15 protein-coding genes and 2 riboswitches are annotated in these 16,569 nt (G+C 67.8%); of the genes, 12 read left to right on the top strand and 3 right to left on the bottom strand.

What is annotated here, in order from left to right; genetic code table 11:
* The 4 genes from U743_RS18195 to U743_RS12515 are packed head-to-tail and all read left to right on the top strand — an operon-like array spanning position 1 to position 4,275.
* Entirely contained in the window at positions 1-567 is a 567-nt protein-coding gene (locus U743_RS18195; RefSeq protein ID WP_052368100.1) for a UPF0149 family protein, read from the top strand.
* A 14-nt stretch (positions 568-581) separates the two neighbouring features.
* A complete protein-coding gene (locus U743_RS12525; RefSeq protein WP_043772098.1) occupies positions 582-1,922 on the top strand; it encodes an aminopeptidase P N-terminal domain-containing protein in 1,341 nt (446 codons plus the stop codon).
* Positions 1,919-3,106, top strand: a complete 1,188-nt coding sequence (locus U743_RS12520; protein WP_043768720.1) for an FAD-dependent monooxygenase — start codon at positions 1,919-1,921, stop codon at positions 3,104-3,106. Before U743_RS12525 ends, U743_RS12520 begins: the two co-directional genes overlap by 4 nt.
* Complete coding sequence (locus tag U743_RS12515) at positions 3,103-4,275, top strand: FAD-dependent monooxygenase (RefSeq protein WP_043768717.1); 1,173 nt, start codon at positions 3,103-3,105, stop codon at positions 4,273-4,275. The genes U743_RS12520 and U743_RS12515 overlap by 4 nt, the downstream gene beginning before the upstream one ends.
* 9 nt (positions 4,276-4,284) lie before the next feature.
* On the opposite strand, the gene U743_RS12510 is transcribed toward U743_RS12515, so the two are convergent.
* Positions 4,285-4,692 carry a thiol-disulfide oxidoreductase DCC family protein gene (locus tag U743_RS12510; RefSeq protein WP_156966434.1) on the bottom strand — a complete coding sequence of 136 codons (408 nt, stop codon included), beginning with the start codon at positions 4,690-4,692 and terminating at the stop codon, positions 4,285-4,287.
* A 38-nt stretch (positions 4,693-4,730) separates the two neighbouring features.
* Positions 4,731-5,636: an alpha/beta fold hydrolase gene (locus tag U743_RS12505; protein WP_043768715.1), complete on the bottom strand. Its 906-nt coding sequence runs from the start codon at positions 5,634-5,636 to the stop codon at positions 4,731-4,733.
* Between the two features lie 121 nt (positions 5,637-5,757).
* Positions 5,758-5,850: riboswitch (glycine riboswitch) on the top strand.
* A 12-nt stretch (positions 5,851-5,862) separates the two neighbouring features.
* A riboswitch (glycine riboswitch) is annotated at positions 5,863-5,971 on the top strand.
* A gap of 48 nt (positions 5,972-6,019) precedes the next feature.
* On the opposite strand from U743_RS12505, the gene gcvT reads away from it, so the two are divergent.
* The 8 genes from gcvT (at position 6,020) to U743_RS12465 (ending at position 14,186) form a co-directional block, all read left to right on the top strand.
* Positions 6,020-7,099, top strand: coding sequence for a glycine cleavage system aminomethyltransferase GcvT (gene gcvT, locus U743_RS12500; RefSeq protein ID WP_043768713.1), 1,080 nt, complete (start codon positions 6,020-6,022; stop codon positions 7,097-7,099).
* Between the two features lie 46 nt (positions 7,100-7,145).
* Positions 7,146-7,526 carry a glycine cleavage system protein GcvH gene (gcvH, locus tag U743_RS12495; protein ID WP_043768710.1) on the top strand — a complete coding sequence of 127 codons (381 nt, stop codon included), beginning with the start codon at positions 7,146-7,148 and terminating at the stop codon, positions 7,524-7,526.
* A gap of 59 nt (positions 7,527-7,585) precedes the next feature.
* Positions 7,586-8,959, top strand: coding sequence for an aminomethyl-transferring glycine dehydrogenase subunit GcvPA (gcvPA, locus tag U743_RS12490; RefSeq protein ID WP_043768708.1), 1,374 nt, complete (start codon positions 7,586-7,588; stop codon positions 8,957-8,959).
* 26 nt (positions 8,960-8,985) lie between these two features.
* Positions 8,986-10,458, top strand: a complete 1,473-nt coding sequence (gcvPB, locus tag U743_RS12485) for an aminomethyl-transferring glycine dehydrogenase subunit GcvPB (protein ID WP_043768705.1) — start codon at positions 8,986-8,988, stop codon at positions 10,456-10,458.
* A gap of 120 nt (positions 10,459-10,578) precedes the next feature.
* Entirely contained in the window at positions 10,579-11,511 is a 933-nt protein-coding gene (locus U743_RS12480; protein ID WP_043768704.1) for a carbohydrate kinase family protein, read from the top strand.
* Between the two features lie 100 nt (positions 11,512-11,611).
* Positions 11,612-12,400: a prolipoprotein diacylglyceryl transferase gene (gene lgt, locus U743_RS12475; RefSeq protein ID WP_043768702.1), complete on the top strand. Its 789-nt coding sequence runs from the start codon at positions 11,612-11,614 to the stop codon at positions 12,398-12,400.
* 153 nt (positions 12,401-12,553) lie between these two features.
* Positions 12,554-13,240: a hypothetical protein gene (locus U743_RS12470; RefSeq protein WP_043768700.1), complete on the top strand. Its 687-nt coding sequence runs from the start codon at positions 12,554-12,556 to the stop codon at positions 13,238-13,240.
* A gap of 55 nt (positions 13,241-13,295) precedes the next feature.
* Positions 13,296-14,186 carry an adenylate/guanylate cyclase domain-containing protein gene (locus U743_RS12465; RefSeq protein ID WP_084191524.1) on the top strand — a complete coding sequence of 297 codons (891 nt, stop codon included), beginning with the start codon at positions 13,296-13,298 and terminating at the stop codon, positions 14,184-14,186.
* 52 nt (positions 14,187-14,238) lie between these two features.
* Here U743_RS12465 and U743_RS18190 read toward each other — a convergent pair whose 3' ends face one another.
* On the bottom strand, positions 14,239-16,569 hold the full coding sequence (locus U743_RS18190; protein WP_052368095.1) for a serine/threonine-protein kinase: 2,331 nt from the start codon (positions 16,567-16,569) through the stop codon (positions 14,239-14,241).

The following is a 16,569-nucleotide window of genomic DNA, read 5'->3' as shown; positions in this document are numbered from 1 at the left end:
ATGTCCGAAACGCTGTCCATGGAAGCGCTGGCCCGGGCCCTGCGGGGCGCCGGTCTGGCTGCCGAGCCCGCGCAGTATCACGGCGCGCTCTGCGGGGTGCTGTGCACCCGTCCCGCCAAGGAGATCGATCCGCTGACGATCCTCGACGAGGAGCGCGAGGCGGCGGAAGCCGACGCGCTGCCCGAGGCCAGCAAGACGCTGCACGATCTGCGCGAGACGGTGGCTGCGGAACTCGCCGAGGGTGGTGCCGGCCTGACCTTGCTGCTGCCCGACGACGAGGGGCACAGCCTGGAGCAGCGTACGCGCGCGCTGGCGATGTGGTGCGACGGCTTCCTCTTCGGCATCGCGCGCAGCGGCTCGCTCGATCTCGACAAGGCCTCCGACGAAGTGCGCGAGGCAATCAGCGACATCACGCAGTTCACGCGCGCCACCATCGAAGGCGGCGACGACCTCGAGACCGAGGAGGGCGCCTACGCCGAGCTCGTCGAGTATCTGCGCGTGGTCGTGCAGCTCATTCATCTCGAATGCCGGAATGCGCCCGCCAACGCCGGCCCGCGCATGCACTAGCCATGAATGCCCCCATGAGCCATTTCCAGGCGCCGCCCGAGCTGACCGCCGAGGATTTCGCTGCGCGCCGGCGTGCGCTCGCCGAGCGCGTGGGCGAAGAGGGTGTCGTCATTCTCCCTGCCAATCGCGAGCAGCAGCGCAACCGCGACGTGCACTTTCCCTTTCGGCAGGACAGCGACTTCCTCTGGCTGACCGGCTTTCCCGAGCCCGACGCCATCGCCGTGTTCGCGCCTGGCCGCAGCGAAGGCGAGCTGGCGCTCTTCGTGCGCGACCGCGACCCCGAGCGCGAGATCTGGGAAGGTCGGCGTTTCGGTACCGACGGCGCCTGCGCGCATTTCGGCGCCGACGAGGCGCACTGCCTGGACGACTTCGAGGAGCGGCTTCCCAAACTGCTCGCGGGCCGCCGCAATGTCCACATGCAGCTGGGCGACCGGCCCGAGCTGGACGCCGAGGTCACCGCCTGCGTGCAGCGCATGCGCGAGATGTCACGGCGCGGGCCGCCGGCCCCGGAGGCTTTCCTCGGTCTCGACACCAGCCTGCACGAGCTGCGCCTGCACAAGTCCGAGGCCGAGCTTGCACACATGCGCTATGCCGCACGCGTCTCGGCGCTGGCGCATGCCGCGGCGATGCGCGCGGCCGTGCCGGGCGTCTTCGAGTGGCAGCTCGCCGCCGAAATCCACGCCGTATTCGGCCGGCACGACATGGAGCCGGGTTACGGCAGCATCGTTGCCGGTGGCGCCAATGCCTGCGTGTTGCACTACGTATCGAACAGAGATCGCATCGACGACGGCCAGCTGGTGCTCATCGACGCCGGCGGCGAATACCGCGGCTATACCGCGGACATCACGCGCACCTTCCCGGTCAGCGGCAGTTTCTCCGCCGAGCAGGCGTCGGTGCACGACATCGTCTATGCCGCGCAGCAGGAAGCTATCGCCAAGGTGCGCGCCGGTGAGCCGGTGGCCGCCATGCACGAGGCCGCCACGCGTGTGCTGGTGCAGGGCATGGTCGATCTCGGCTGGCTGTCCGGCGAGATCGACGGCCTCATCGAGCAGGGCGCCCAGCGTCGCTTCTTCCCGCACGGCACCGGCCACTGGCTGGGGCTGGATGTGCACGACGTCGGGCGCTATCGGGTCGACGGTGAGTCGCGCGCCTTCGCGCCGGGCATGGTCACCACGGTCGAGCCGGGGCTCTACGTGCAGCCGGACGACGACGGCGTGGACGCGCGCTGGCGCGGCATCGGCGTGCGCATCGAGGACAATGTGCTGGTCACCGAAGATGAACCAGAGGTGCTCACCGACGATCTGCCCGGCAGCCGCTCGGCCATCGAGGCGTTGATGGCCGCGGTGCGCGAATGAGCGCGGTCGACTGCGACGTCGCCGTCGTCGGCGGCGGACTGGTCGGCGCCTCGGCGGCGCTGGCGATGTCGCGGGCCGGTCTATCGACGGTGATGATCGAGCCGGTGCCCGTCGCGCCGGCCGAGCCGGCGCCGGACGAGCGCTGCATCGGCCTGAACGCGGCCAGCGTCGTCATCCTCAAAGATCTCGGCGTCTGGTCACATATCGAAGGCGAAGCCGCCCCCATTCGCAGCACCCTCGTCAACGAGGCCGGCCGGTTGGGCAGCGCGCGTTTTTCCGCGGCCGATGCCGGGCTGGAGGCGCTGGGCTACAACACGCCGCTGCGCGCCGTGCACGCCGCGCTGCTCGACGCCCTCAAGGCCACCGACGCCGAGCTGCGCCACGGTGCTGCGGTGGCCGCGATGCAGGCAGAAGACGATGCCGCATCGCTGCAACTCGACGATGGAAGTTCGCTGCGCGCGCGGCTGGTGGTGGCCTGCGATGGCACCGACTCTCCGCTGCGTGCGGCCGCCGGAATCCCGACCGAGGCCTTCGACTACGGCCAGACCGCGCTGGTGTCCACTGTCGATGTGCAGCGCGATCATGGCGGCTGTGCCTGGGAGCGCTTTCTGCCCGGCGGACCGCTGGCGGTGCTGCCGCGCGGCGAGCGGCGCTGCACGCTGGTCTGGACGCAGGCGCACGGCGATACGACTGTCACTGCAACGCTGAAGGATGAGGCCTTCTGCGCGGCCGTGCAGAAGGCCTTCGGCTCGCGCCTGGGAAGCTTCTCGAATCCCGGCCGACGCATGCGCTGGCCGCTGCGGCGGGTGGTGGCCACGCGCATCACCGCGCCGCGCCTGCTGCTGGCCGGCAACGCCGCGCAGACGCTGCATCCGGTGGCTGCGCAGGGCTTCAACCTGGGCCTGCGTGACTGTGCGGCGGCCGCTGCGGTGGCTGCCAGCGCCAGTGACCCGGGCGGCGAGAGCGCGCTGTCGCGCTACGCCGAGCTGCGCGCCGAGGACCGCGAAGCCACCATCGCATTCACCGACCGGCTGGTGCGCATATTCTCGAATCGCTGGCCCGGTCTCGCCGGTCTGCGGCATCTGGGGCTGACCGGGCTGGGGGTTCTGCCCGCGGCACACCGCGAGGTCATGCTGCAGAACCTGGGCCTGCCGGCTTTGGCGCGGCTGCGGGCGGCGTCATGAGTCGCGGGCTCAGCATCTGCGTGGTGGGCGGCGGCGTCGCCGGCACGGCCTGCGCGCTGCGCCTGACCGGAGCCGGCCATCGCGTCAGCCTGCTTGCCGGACCGGAGCCGGTCGCCGATCCGGGCGAAGAAGAGATCCGCTACTACGCCCTGTCGCCGGCCTCGCTGAAGGCGCTCGACGGGCTGGGCATCGCCGCCGAGGGCTGTCCCTACACCGACATGCGTGTCTGGGGCTCCGCGATCCGCGACGGCCTGCACTTCAGCCTGGCCGATGCGCCGCCGGGCAGCGATGCCCTTGGCCGCATCGTCGGCCACGGCGCCCTGGCCGCGACGCTGCGGCAACGGGCCGAGTCCGCCTTGCGCGTGCTGCCGGTGAGCGCCAGTGGTGTGACCCTGGGCGATCACGGCGTCGAGATCGACTGCGCCGACGGCGATCTGCTGACGGCCGATCTGGTCGTGGCCGCCGACGGTGCCGCGTCGCGCCTGCGCGAGGGTGCCGGCATCGACATCACGAGCTGGGGCTACGAGCAGCAGGGCATCGTCGCCAATGTGCAGGTCGCGGCCGGCATGCAGGCAACGGCCTGGCAGCGCTTCCTGTCCGACGGGGTGCTGGCCTTGCTGCCGCTGGACGCGCAGCGCGCCTCCATCGTCTGGTCTGCCGACGGCGCGCGCGCCGAGACGCTGATGGGGATGGACCCCGACGCCTTCGGCGCGGCGCTGACGGAGGCCACGCAGGAGGCGCTGGGCGCGATCACGGTGGAGAGCCGGCGCGCGGCCTTCCCGCTTCAGGCCCTTCAGGCCGAACGTTACTGCGGCGAGCGCCTGGCGCTGGTCGGCGACGCTGCGCATGTCGTGCATCCGCTGGCCGGGCAGGGGCTCAATCTGGGCCTGGCCGACGCCGAGGCGCTGGTCGCGGCGCTGGCCGAGCACCCGCTGCAGCTGTCGCGCGCGCTGGCTGCCTACAGCCGGCGCCGGCGCGCGGCGACCGCCGACATGATCGCCGTCACCGATGGATTGCATCGCCTGTTCAATCGCACTGGTCCGGAGTTCGCCGAGTTGCGGGACGCCGGCATGGCCATGGTCAATCGCATCCGCCCCCTGCGGCGCCTGCTCGTCGAGCGCGCGCTGGGCGGGGCCACATCGATGGTGCCGGCGCCGCTGGCCGGCTGAGGCTCGGCCTTAGGCGCTTTCGCCGGTGCTGCAGCGGCCGGCGCGGCAGAGCCGGGTGAAACGGCGTTGCGCCCAGCGCGCGTAGAGCCACTGCATTGGGCGGGTCAGTCGCAGCGCGCGCACCAGCATGGCGGCCCAGCGGTAGCGCGGGATGCGCTTCCAGATGGCCAGAAAGGCCGGAACGCCGATGTGCCAGGTGCCGGCCTCGTCGACTGCGTGGAGCTGGCGCATGGCGGCGTTACGGCCGACACCGAAACGCGCCAGCGTGGCATCGTCGGCGTCGGCATTCACCCAGTGGATGGTCTCGCCGGATGCCACGCGCCGATAGTGCGCGATCTCGCGCGCGCAGGTCGGGCAGCCGCCGTCGAAGAAGACGTGCAGGCGGTGGATGTCGGGATGCTGCTCAGTCGTATTCACGGCTGTAGCTTAGTGCGCCCGCTGCGCACGCGCCGGCGCTATGCAGCCGCTGTCGACGCCTCCTCGCTTCGCGCCGCTGTGTCGGCGACGATCTGCGCCATGGGCGCAAGCAGGGGCGCAGGGAAGTCGTGCCCCATGCCGGGAAAGAGATGCAGGCTGGCCTGCGGCAGACGCTTGGCCAGGTCGTGGGCGGCGGCTACCGGCACCAGCGGATCGGCCTCGCCGTGGACGACGGCTACGGGCTGGCTGATGCGGGCGATCAGCCGCGTGCGGCTGCCCGAGGCGAGGATGGCGTGCAGCTGCCGCATCATCCCCGCCGGATAGAAGCCGCGGTCGAAACTGGTCTCCACCTTGGCGCGCAGCTCTTCCTCGCTCGCCGGATAACCGGGGCTGCCGATGGCGCGCCAGGTGGCCATGCCGTAGCGGATGCGCCCTTCGCGCGAGCGGTCGCTGGGGCCGCGTGTCATGCGCAGCTGCAGCTTCCAGTCCGGGCCGGGCAGGCGCGGATGGCCGCTGCTGGTCATGATCAGGGTGGCGCTGGCCACCCGCTCGGCGTGCCTTGCGGCGAGGATCTGCGCGATCATGCCGCCCATGGAGGCGCCGACGATGTGGGCGCGCTTGATGTCGAGGGCATCGAGCAGCCCGACGGCGTCGCGCGCCATGTCGTTGAGGCCATAGGCAGGTTTCTGCGGCAGGCCGAGGCGGCCCTTGACCCAGGCAGCTGGAATCTTCGGCACCGGCAGGTGCGTCATGCGTTGGGACAGCCCGCAGTCGCGATTGTCGAAGTGAATGACATGGTGCCCGCGCGCGGCGAGGTCGCGGCAGAAGGCCTCCGGCCACAGGATCATCTGCGCACCCAGGCCCATGATGAGCAGCACCGGCGGGTGCCGCGGGTCGCCGAAAGTCTCGTAGTGAAGGGAAATACCGTTGCAATGCGCCTGCATGGGCCGTCTTCCGTTGGTTTCGACACCACTCTAGCGGCTCCGCGGATACGGCGTTGTCGAGGCCGGACGGCTCTGGAGGTCGAAATCCGCGGCGAATTGCGCTAACCTAGGTCTCTGAATTGACAATTCCGCGCGAGAGAGCCGACCTGCGCGTCGGCCACCGAAGGCGCAAGCTGCCCGCAATCGCTCAGGTATCAGGGAGTGCGGAATGACCTCGCAGGAGGTCGCAATTCACTCTGGAGAGCGGCGCATCAGGCGCCCACCGAAGGGGAAGGGCCCGGCCATAAGTAAGGCAGGGCGCCCAAACTCTCAGGTAACCGGACAGAGGGGCGTGCTAAGAATCGGCCACAAGCCTTCTTCATTCACGTCAGACCCGGTTGCCCATGACCCAGCTCAAGAAAACCGTATTGCATCCGCTCCACGCCGAGGCCGGCGCGCGCCTCATCGATTTCGGCGGATGGGAAATGCCTGTGCAGTACCGCTCGCAGGTCGAGGAACACCACGCCGTGCGCAAGGCTGCCGGTATCTTCGACGTCGGTCACATGCGCGCCGTGGACATCGAAGGCAAGGACGCCGAGGCCTTCCTGCGCTACCTGCTGGCCAACGACGTCGCCAAGCTGGAGGACGGCCGCGCGCTGTACTCCTGCATGCTCGACGAGCGCGGTGGCGTCAAGGACGACCTGATCATCTATCGTGTGGCTGAAGGCAGCTACCGCGCTGTTCTCAACGCAGCCACGGCCATGGCCGATCTCGACTGGATGGGCGAGCAGCGCTTCGGCGACTGCCGCATCCACCTGCGCGAGGACCGCACCATCGTCGCGTTGCAGGGCCCCAAGGCTGCCGAGATTCTGCCCAAGCTGGTGGATGGCGCCGCGGCCGAGGCCGCGCTGGCGCTCAAGCCCTTCCGCTGCACCGAAGCTGGCGATGTCTTCATCGGCCGTACTGGCTACACCGGCGAAGACGGCTTCGAAATCGTGTTGCCCGTCGAGCAGGCCCAGGACTTCTGGCGCGCCGCCGTCGACGCCGGCGCCGAGCCCTGCGGGCTGGGCGCGCGCGACACGCTGCGGCTGGAGGCCGGCATGAATCTCTACGGCCAGGACATGAGCGAGGACACCTTCCCGGCCGAGGCCGGTCTGTCCTGGACCGTGGCGCTGGAGCCGGCCGACCGCGATTTCATCGGCCGTGCGGCGCTGGAGAATGCGCAGCCGGACCGCCGCATGGTCGGTCTCGTGCTGGAAGGCCGCGGCGTCATGCGCGGTCACATGCCGGTGCGCTTCCCGAACGGCGCTGACGGCGAAACCACCTCGGGCAGCCACGCGCCGACCATGGGCTGTTCCATCGCATTGGCGCGCGTGCAGTCGCACGCCGAGGGCGAGGCCGCCGAGATCTGCATCCGCGGCCGCTGGCTGCCCGTGCGGGTGGTCAAGCCGCCCTTCGTGCGCAACGGCCAGGTTCGCGTCTAATCCTTTTTTCCCTTCCATCCGCTTCGCGCCTTTTCCGGAGTCCGTCATGAGCAATATCCCCGCTGATCTGCGCTATACCAAATCCCACGAGTGGGTCCGCGTCGAGTCCGACGGCACGATGACCGTCGGCATCACCGACCACGCCCAGGCCGAGCTCGGCGACCTCGTCTTCGTCGAGGTGCCGGACGTCGACCGCGAGCTGAAAGTGGGCGATGCCTGTGCGGTGGTGGAGTCGGTCAAGGCCGCCTCGGACGTCTACGCGCCGGTCGCCGGCAAGGTCGTGGCCGTCAACGAGAAGCTTGCCGATGCGCCCGAGACGCTCAACGACGATCCCTACGGCGAAGGCTGGCTGTTCCGGCTCGAGGGCGATACCGCCCAGGCCGAGCAGCTGCTCGACGCCGACGCCTACAGCGCCGAAGCCGGATAGTCCGGCGGCGCTTTGCCGGGCCCGTAAGCCCGGTTCCATTCGATTGACCGGAGGCCCCCATGCCCTTCGTGCCCCATACTGAAAAAGACATCAAGGAAATGCTCGGCGTCATCGGCGCCGACTCCACCGAGGCGCTCTTCGACGAGATTCCGTCGCATCTGCGCTGCGGCAAGCTGGAGGCGATTCCCTCCAGCGCGCCGGAGATGGAGATCACGCGCGTCATGCACGAGCGCGCGGCTGCCGACGGCTCGGCGCTGAACTTCATCGGCGCCGGCGCCTACGAGCACCACATCCCGGCCGCCGTCTGGGAGATCACCACCCGCGGCGAGTTCTATTCGGCCTACACGCCGTACCAGGCCGAGGCCTCGCAGGGCACGCTGCAGCTGCTCTACGAGTTCCAGACGATGATGTGCGAGCTCACGGGCATGGAGATCTCCAACGCCTCCATGTACGACGGTGCTTCCTCGCTGGCCGAGGCGATGCTCATGGCCGTGCGCTGCTCCGGCCGCAACGCCACCGGCCGCGTGCTGTTGCCGCGTGCGCTGCACCCCTACTACCGGCAGGTGGCGCACAACCTGACCCACGCGCAGGGCCTGACGCTGCACGAGATGGATTTCGACCACGACAGCGGACTGACGCCGGTCGCGTCCGCCGAGGCCGCCGGCGTCGAGGCGCCCACGGCCGTGGTCATCAGCCAGCCGAACTTCTTCGGCGGGCTGGAGGATGTCGATGCGCTCACCGATTGGGCGCACGCCCAGGGCGCGCTGGTCATCGCCGTGGTCAACCCGACGCTGCTGGCGATTCATCGCCCGCCGTCGGAGTGGGGCGCCAAGGGCGCCGACATCGTCGTCGGCGAGGGCCAGCCGCTGGGTGCGCCGCTGTCCTCCGGCGGTCCGTATTTCGGCATCCTCTGCTGCCGCAAGCAGCACGCCCGGCAGATGCCGGGCCGCATCGTCGGCCGCACGGTCGACATGGACGGCAAGCCCGGCTACACGCTGACGCTGCAGGCGCGCGAGCAGCACATCCGCCGTTCCAAGGCGACTTCCAATATCTGCACCAACCAGGGCCTGCTGGTGACCGCGGCGACCATCTACATGTCGCTGCTCGGCCCTGAGGGCCTGGCGCGCGTGGCGAAGGCCTCGATGGCCAACACCGCGCAGCTGGTCGAGGCCCTGACGGGACTGTCCGGTGTCAGTCGCGTCTTTGCCGGTGCCAACTTCCACGAGGCCGTGCTGCAACTCGACCGGCCGGTGGGCCCGGTACTGGAGCGACTGGCCGAGCAGGACATCATCGGCGGCCTCGATATTTCCGAGTTCTACCCCGAGCTGGGCAATGCCCTGCTGGTCTGCGCCACCGAGACGCGCAGCGCCGCCGACATCGCGCGCTATCGCGACACGCTCAGCGACGTGCTGAAGCGGGCGAAGGCGGCCTGAAGCGCGCCCCTATCCGGAGAAATCGCATGACCGAAAAGCTGATATTCGAGAATACCCGTGCCGGCCGCGGCGCAACCGCACAGTGGCCCGCTGCAGTGGATGGCCCCGGGCTGCCGGCTTCGCTGGCGCGCAAGACGCCGCCGCGCCTGCCCGAGACGGGCGAGTTGCAGACGGTGCGTCACTACACGCGCCTGTCGCAGCTCAACTTCTCCATCGATACGCACTTCTACCCCTTGGGTAGCTGCACGATGAAATACAACCCGCGTGCCTGCAATACGCTGGCGATGCTGCCGGAGTTCCTGATCCGGCATCCGCTGGCGCCGGTGAGTCGCGGCCAGGGCGTGATGGCCTGCCTCTACGAGCTGCAGGACATGCTGCGTCACGTCACCGGCATGCATGCCGTGTCGCTGACGCCGATGGCCGGCGCCCAGGGCGAGTTCACGGGCGTGGCGATGATCCGCGCCTACCACCGCTCGCGCGGCGACGAGGGACGTACCGAGATCATCGTGCCGGATGCCGCCCACGGCACCAATCCGGCGACGGCGACCATGCTCGGCTTCACGGTGCGCGAGGTGCCGACCAAGGCCGACGGCGACGTCGATTTCGAGGCGCTGCAGGAGGCCGTCGGGCCGCAAACGGCCGGGATCATGCTGACCAACCCGTCGACGGTCGGTGTCTTCGAGCGCCGCATCAAGGAGATCGCGGATCTCGTGCACGAGGCCGGCGGCCTGCTCTATTACGACGGCGCCAACCTCAACGCCATTCTCGGCAAGACGCGGCCCGGCGACATGGGTTTCGACGTCATCCACATGAATCTGCACAAGACCTTCAGCACGCCGCACGGCGGCGGCGGTCCCGGTGCCGGTGCGGTGGGTGTATCGGAGCGGCTGGCGCCCTTCATGCCGATGCCCGTCATCGGCCGCGACGACGACGGCGGCTATCGCTGGCTCGACGAGAAGGACCTGCCGCATTCCATCGGCCGGCTGTCCACCTTCATGGGCAACACCGGTGTGCTGCTGCGCGCCTACGTCTACGCCCGCCTGCTGGGTCGCGAGGGCATGGAGCGCGTTGCCGAGTTCGCCACGCTGAATGCCAACTACCTGATGGCGCGACTGCGCGAGGCCGGCTTCGACATCGCATTCGACGGCCGTCGCGCCAGCCACGAGTTCATCGTCACGCTCAAGCGCCAGAAGCAGGAGCTGACGCTGACCGCGGCCGATGTCGCCAAGCGCCTGCTCGACTATGGCTTCCACGCGCCCACGGTCTACTTTCCGCTGCTCGTGCCCGAGTGCCTGCTCATCGAGCCCACCGAGACGGAGGACCGCGAGACCCTCGACGCCTTCGTCGAGGCCATGGTCGCGATCTGGGAGGAGGCCAAGCAGGACATCGAGCACGTCAAGGCCGCGCCCTGGAATCTGCCGGTGCGCCGTCTCGACGAGACCAAGGCCGCGCGTCAGCTCGACGTGCGCTTCGACTTCGGTGAGGGCGCTGCGGCTTGATCGTTTCCAACCGCAGATTACGCAGATGGCGCGGATGACTAAGTCTTTAAAAGATCAAGATAAATCTTCGTGAATCTGAGAAACCTGCGGTTCCAAAGTTTTTCTGCATAAGGAGTACCAATGTCTGCACTCATTACCGGGTCATTTGCCTACGACTCGATCATGGTTTTCCCTGGCCAGTTCAAGAACGAGATCCTGCCCGACCAGGTGCACATCCTGAACGTCGCCTTCCTGGTGCCCGAGATGCGCCGCGAGTTCGGCGGCTGCGCCGGCAACATCGCCTACAACCTTAAGCTGCTGGGCGGCGAAGGTCAGCCGATGGGCACCGTCGGCTCGGACTTCGATGACTACGCTGCCTGGATGGACAAGCAGGGTGTGTCGCGCGAGCTGGTGAAGGTCAACCCGGACTACTACACGGCGCAGGCCTACATCGTCACGGATATGGACGATAACCAGATCACGGCCTTCCACCCGGGTGCGATGAATGCCGCGCACGAGCAGAAGATCGTGACCAAGGGCGTGAGCATCGGCACCGTCTCGCCGGACGGCCGCGACGCGATGATCCAGCACGCCGAGCAGTTCGCCGAGGCCGGTATCCCCTTCATCTTCGACCCTGGTCAGGGCCTGCCGATGTTTGACGGCGATGCGCTGAAGACCTTCATCGATCAGGCCAGCTATGTTGCGGTCAATTCCTACGAGGCGCAGGTCATCACGGACCGCACCGGCATGACGCTGGAGCAGATCGCCGATCGCGTCGAGGCGCTGATCGTCACGCTTGGTGGCGAAGGCTCGGCCATCTACACCGGTGGCAAGAAGCTGGAAGTGCCCACCGCCAAGCCGGAGTCGCTGGCCGACCCGACGGGCTGTGGCGATGCCTACCGTGGCGGCATCCTTTACGGGCTGCTCAACGGCATGGACTGGGAAACCACCGGTCGCATCGCCGGCCTGATGGGCGCCATCAAGATCGAGCGCCCGGGCACGCAGAACCACAAGTTCACGATGGATGAGTTCCGCGCCCGCTTCAAGAAGGAGTTCGGCTACGAGCTCAAGTAGTCGCAGCCTTGCGCATGATGTCGACGGCCGCCTTCGGGCGGCCGTTGTCGTTTGGGCCTCTGTCACGGGGTCGTAGAGGCGCGCTGCTACACTCCGCGCCATGCTGACGCACCCCGGATTCGACCCCGTCGCCTTCTCCATCGGCCCGCTCTCCATCCACTGGTACGGGCTGATGTACCTGCTTGGCTTTGCCGGCTGCTGGTATCTCGGCGTGCTGCAGGGCCGTCGCGCGCACTGGCAGTGGCCGGCCGAGCGTATCGGTGATCTGCTGTTCTATGTGGCACTCGGCGTCATTGCGGGCGGGCGCGTCGGCTATATTCTCTTTTACGACTTCGAGGCCTTCCTCGGGGATCCGCTGCGGCTGCTGCGCGTCTGGGAAGGCGGCATGTCCTTCCACGGCGGGTTGCTCGGCGTCATCGTGGCGATGTGGCTTTTTGCGCGCTCGATTGGTAGCACGCTGCCGCGGGTCGGAGATTTCGTCTGCGTGCTCGTGCCCTTCGGCCTGATGACCGGACGCATCGGCAACTTCATCAACGGCGAGCTCTGGGGCGCGCCCACCGATCTGCCCTGGGGCATGGTCTTCCCGCACGTCGACGATCTGGCGCGCCACCCCAGCATGCTCTACGAGGCCATCCTCGAGGGCCCGGTGCTGCTCGGCATCCTCTGGTGGTTCTCTGCCAAGCCGCGCCCTGCGGGCAGGACGGCCGGGCTGTTCCTGATCCTCTACGGTGTCTTCCGCTGGGCAGTGGAGTTCGTGCGCGTGCCGGATGCGCACATCGGCTATCTGGCCGGGACCGAATGGTTCACCATGGGAATGTTGCTGTGCATTCCGATGCTGGCTGGAGGTGCTGCTCTAGTCTTGTGGCCATTGCGAAGCCGGTGGGGCTGAAGATGGATTGAGGCGGGCAGCGACACTGGCGCCAGCGTTGTCGGCTGGGTCACGGCGCTATGTGGTCAGCTGTGCCCGAAATGGAGTACCGTTTCGCCATGATCATCGGCGGGCGGTGGTTGTAACGGTTGTCGACTAACAGGGGATCAAGAAATGATGAAGAGAGTGACGTTCGCGGTAATCGGGGCGGTGTTTGCCAGCAGCGCATCCGCGCAGATGGTGGGAATCGGGCGCGTGGGGGTTCTAGGGGGTGTCTACGATGCGGAAGCTGAATTGAGTGGCACTTCAGGTTCCGGATCTACCGACTCGACCGAACCTTCCTTTGGCCTTCTGACGGGGTACACCATGGCCTTGGAATCGATCTTCTTCGATCTCGGGCTCGAGTATCAGACGGTGAATGGCGATGGCGATTCCGCGGATTTCGATCGTACAGATGTTCTGCTCTCGGTAGGCACCTTCCTGCCCAGGGACTTCAGCGTTTCCGCCGGCTATCGCTTCGGCTGGCAGGGAGATGGCTTCCTTGATGACGATTTTTATCGAGAGACCGGCCCGTTCGTAGGTGTTGGCTTCCCGACCTTTCCCGTTTTCGCTGATTGGGAGATGAGCACCTCGGCAGCCGTGAACTTTACCGAGCTGGACTTGCCAGGCGTGAGCCAGGACATCGATTTCTTCGGGTTGAGCGGACGGGCGGCGGTTTCAAAGCCGGGTCTTCCTCATACCTTCGGTCTGCGCGTGCAACGATTCAACGGAGATGTGCGCGAGGGCGGGACAAAGCTCGAGCTCACGGAAACCTACGCGCACCTCTTCTACCAGTTCAATTTCTTCCCCATGGGCCGGTAGGCGTCCTTTTGCGTTATTCCTGAACGCGGGGTGTGTCTGAATTGCGTGGTCGATCGTGCCCAAGTCTGGCGCCTTAATTGCAGTTCTATTCGTAGATATCGTCGGCAGCACCCGCCTGTATCGCGAGGTGGGCAACGAGCGCGCTGAAGCATTGGTAGCGGCAGCCCTGGACCGGGCCGCGGATTCCGCGGCCCGGCACCAAGGAAAGCGTGTGAAATCGATCGGCGATGCGGCCATGTGTTCCTTTCCGGATGCCGCCCACGCGGCAAGAGCGGCGACGGAGATGCAGCAACAGGCAAGGCATCCCCCCGTCGAGGCGGATCCCGTGCTGCTTGAGTTGCGTATCGGCTTTGCCTTCGGCGAGGCCGTCGAGCGCGACGGGGACTATTTCGGTGATGTCGTCAACATCGCCGCACGGCTGTCGGATCTGGCCAAGGCTGGCCAGATCCTGACTACCGAGGAGACAGCCGGCGCCCTGCCGGACAAGCTGCGCAAGTCGGCGCGCCTCTTCGATCACACGCCGGTGAAGGGAGTTAGCGAGCCGGTCACGGTCTCGCAGCTGGTATGGGATAGCCGCGGGCAGACGGAAGTGCTCTCAGCGGATCATGTCGTCGGCGCCCTCAAGCTCGATCTGCAGTACGGCGACAAGAATGTCGTGCTGACACCGCTGAAGCTGCCCTTCGTGCTCGGTCGCCAACCGGATTGCGGTCTCGTCGTGGAAGCGCCCTTCGCCTCACGTCACCATCTGCGCATCGAGTATCGGCGCGGGAAATTCGTGCTCGTCGACGAGAGCACCAACGGCACCTACGTGGCGCATCAGGGCGAGAGCGACGAGACGCTCAGCTATGTGCGCAACGAGCCCTTCGCGCTGGTGGGCAGCGGCCGCTTCTGGCTCGGCGCGCGCCCCGAAGAAGGTGGGGAAGCGGTCCGCTACGTGACCGAGTAGCGCGCTACGGTTGCCGGCGCGCGGGGAGCGGCTTCCAGCCAGGCCTTCCCCCCTAGAAGCCCGGAATCCGGCGCAGTCGGTCACTGCGATCGTCGCGCGCTTCCGGTTCCTCATCCTCCTCGGCACGGGCGGCCTCCTCGGCGGCCCGTTGCTCAGCGGCGCGCTGTTCTTCGAGTCGCCGCTGGCGCTCGGCCTCGCGCTCGCGCTGCAGCTCTTCCATGCGACGGCGCTCTGCCTCTTCCTGAGCGCGGCGCCGTTCCTCGGCTTCGCGCTGGCGTCGGGCCTCCTCTTCGGCGCGTCGCCGCTCTTCGGCTTCGCGCTGACGTTGTGCTTCCTCTTCGGCCTGCCGGCGCGCTTCGGCGTCGCTTTGTTGGCGCTCGGTCGTGTCTGCTTCCGGCTCCGGCTCCGGCTCCGGCTCCGGTTCCGGCTCCCGTTCGCCTCGCGGCTCTGGCTCCGGTTCTGCTTCGGGCACTGGCTCGTCGTCTGGCGCTTCCTCGCGCTCGGGAACAGCGTCCTGCGGAGCTTCTTCCGGTACGGGCAGGGTTTCCAGCGGCAATGCCTCGGACTCCGGCTCATCCGGTGTGGGTACGAGCTCGGGGTCTTCCGAGGGCGTTGACTGCGGCCACAGCCAGAAGGCCGCGGCTGCCACTGCGAGCAGCAGCATTGCGGCGGCGATCAGCACGCTGCGCCGGCGCTGGGCTTGCGGGTCCACATTCTCCGCGCGCTGCGCCTTGGCTGCTGCCTTGCGTTGAGCCGCTGCGGCGCGCTGTTCCTCGCGCTGGCGATTGCGCTCTTCCTTCTTCCTGCGAGCCTCTTCCGCGGCTTGCCGTTTGGCGGCGGCGCGGGCCTCCGCGGCCTCCTTGCGCTCCTGCTCCTTGCGTTTGCGTTCGGCCTCCGCGCGCGCGGCCTCCTCGCGGCGCTTCTGCTCGGCTTTCTCGCGTTCCTCCTGTTTGCGCTGCGCTTCCTCGGCCTTACGCCGCTCGGCCTCTTCGCGCTCGCGGCGTTGCTGCTCCTGGCGTTCGGCTTCTTCGCGCTTGCGCTTCTCCTCGGCTTGCTGGCGTGCCTCTGCCTCTTCGGCTTCGCGTTGCTTGCGCTCGGCTTCGGCGCGCTTCGCCTCTTCCCGTTTGCGCTGCTCTTCGGCCTCGGCGCGTTCGGCTTCCTCGCGCTTGCGCTCTTTCTCGGCCTGCCGGCGTGCCTCCGTCTCCTCGGCTTCGCGTTGCTTGCGCTCGGCCTCGGTGCGTTTCGCCTCCTCCCGCTTGCGCTGCTCTTCGGCTTCTTTTTCGGCGCGCGCAGCCTCTTCCTGCTTTCGCTTTTCCTCGGCCTTGTGTCGGGCTTCTTCTTCCTCAGCCTCGCGCTTCTTGCGCTCGGCTTCTTCGCGTTCCGCTTCCTCGCGCTCGCGTTGCTCGGCCTCGGCCCGCTTGGCTTCGGGATCCTCGCCGGGCTCTGGCTCTGGCTCTGGCTCTGGCTCTGCGCTGCGCCGGCCGCCGGTCGTGCGCAGTGCCGACGGCGTCATCATGCGAGTGACCAGCGGGTTGGTCTGTGTAGCGCCGCTGCCGGATCGAAATTCCTGCGAGTCGCGGTTGGGCAGATGCGCGTCGATGAGCTTGAGCAGGACTTCGGCGGAATCCGGTCGGTCCTCGGGCGCCTTGGCCATGAGGGTGTCGATCAGCGGCTGCAGCGCGGCATGCTCTTCCGGAAGCGTCGGGATGGGTTCGGTGACGTGTTGAAAGATGACCGCCAGCGATTCCTCGCCGTCGTAGGGCGGCTTGCCGGTGAGCATCTCGTAGAGGATGACACCCAGGCTGTAGAGGTCGGCGCGGGCGTCGACTTGCCGGCCGCGCGCCTGCTCGGGGCTGATGTAGCGCGGCGTGCCCACCGAGACGCCGGTAGCGGTGACGCGGGTCCCGGAGTCCACGGCCTTGGCGATGCCGAAATCCGTGAGCACCGGGTAGCCCTGCTCGTCGAAGATGATGTTCTCGGGCTTGACGTCGCGGTGGACGAAGCCGGCGGCGTGGGCGTGCGCGAAGGCGTCGGCCAGTTCGCGCAGGATGGCGAGTGCCTCGATGACGCTCAGTCCGGCCTCGATGCGATCACGCAGATCGCCGCCGGTGAGCATGCGCATCGAATAGAAGTGCAGGCCTTCGTGCTCGCCGACCTCGAAGACGGTAACGATGCCGTGGTGGTTGAGCGCGGCAGCGGCGCGGACCTCCTTCTGGAAGCGCTGGATCAGCTGTTTGTTGCGCGTGAGCTCCGGCGGCAGGACCTTGAGCGCGATGCGCCGGTCAAGGCTGGGGTCGATCGCCTCGTAGACGTCGGCCATGCCGCCCGATCCGAGCGACCGGACGATCGTGTACTTCCCGACCTTTTCGCCTTCCTCCAGCAC

It is taken from the genome of Algiphilus aromaticivorans DG1253 (assembly GCF_000733765.1).
Taxonomy (GTDB): Bacteria; Pseudomonadota; Gammaproteobacteria; order Nevskiales; family Nevskiaceae; genus Algiphilus; species Algiphilus aromaticivorans.
Note: the sequence above shows the minus strand (reverse complement) of the source record. Positions and strands in the feature narration are given on the sequence as shown.

What these genes read in the sequence shown, in the direction of transcription:
- U743_RS18195 (WP_052368100.1), top strand. Translation starts at nt 1, where the DNA reads ATGTCCGAAACGCTGTCCATGGAAGCGCTGGCCCGGGCCCTGCGGGGC.
- U743_RS12525 (WP_043772098.1), top strand. Translation starts at nt 582, where the DNA reads ATGAGCCATTTCCAGGCGCCGCCCGAGCTGACCGCCGAGGATTTCGCT.
- U743_RS12520 (WP_043768720.1), top strand. Translation starts at nt 1,919, where the DNA reads ATGAGCGCGGTCGACTGCGACGTCGCCGTCGTCGGCGGCGGACTGGTC.
- U743_RS12515 (WP_043768717.1), top strand. Translation starts at nt 3,103, where the DNA reads ATGAGTCGCGGGCTCAGCATCTGCGTGGTGGGCGGCGGCGTCGCCGGC.
- U743_RS12505 (WP_043768715.1), bottom strand. Translation starts at nt 5,636, where the DNA reads ATGCAGGCGCATTGCAACGGTATTTCCCTTCACTACGAGACTTTCGGC.
- gcvT (WP_043768713.1), top strand. Translation starts at nt 6,020, where the DNA reads ATGACCCAGCTCAAGAAAACCGTATTGCATCCGCTCCACGCCGAGGCC.
- gcvH (WP_043768710.1), top strand. Translation starts at nt 7,146, where the DNA reads ATGAGCAATATCCCCGCTGATCTGCGCTATACCAAATCCCACGAGTGG.
- gcvPA (WP_043768708.1), top strand. Translation starts at nt 7,586, where the DNA reads ATGCCCTTCGTGCCCCATACTGAAAAAGACATCAAGGAAATGCTCGGC.
- gcvPB (WP_043768705.1), top strand. Translation starts at nt 8,986, where the DNA reads ATGACCGAAAAGCTGATATTCGAGAATACCCGTGCCGGCCGCGGCGCA.
- U743_RS12480 (WP_043768704.1), top strand. Translation starts at nt 10,579, where the DNA reads ATGTCTGCACTCATTACCGGGTCATTTGCCTACGACTCGATCATGGTT.
- lgt (WP_043768702.1), top strand. Translation starts at nt 11,612, where the DNA reads ATGCTGACGCACCCCGGATTCGACCCCGTCGCCTTCTCCATCGGCCCG.
- U743_RS12470 (WP_043768700.1), top strand. Translation starts at nt 12,554, where the DNA reads ATGATGAAGAGAGTGACGTTCGCGGTAATCGGGGCGGTGTTTGCCAGC.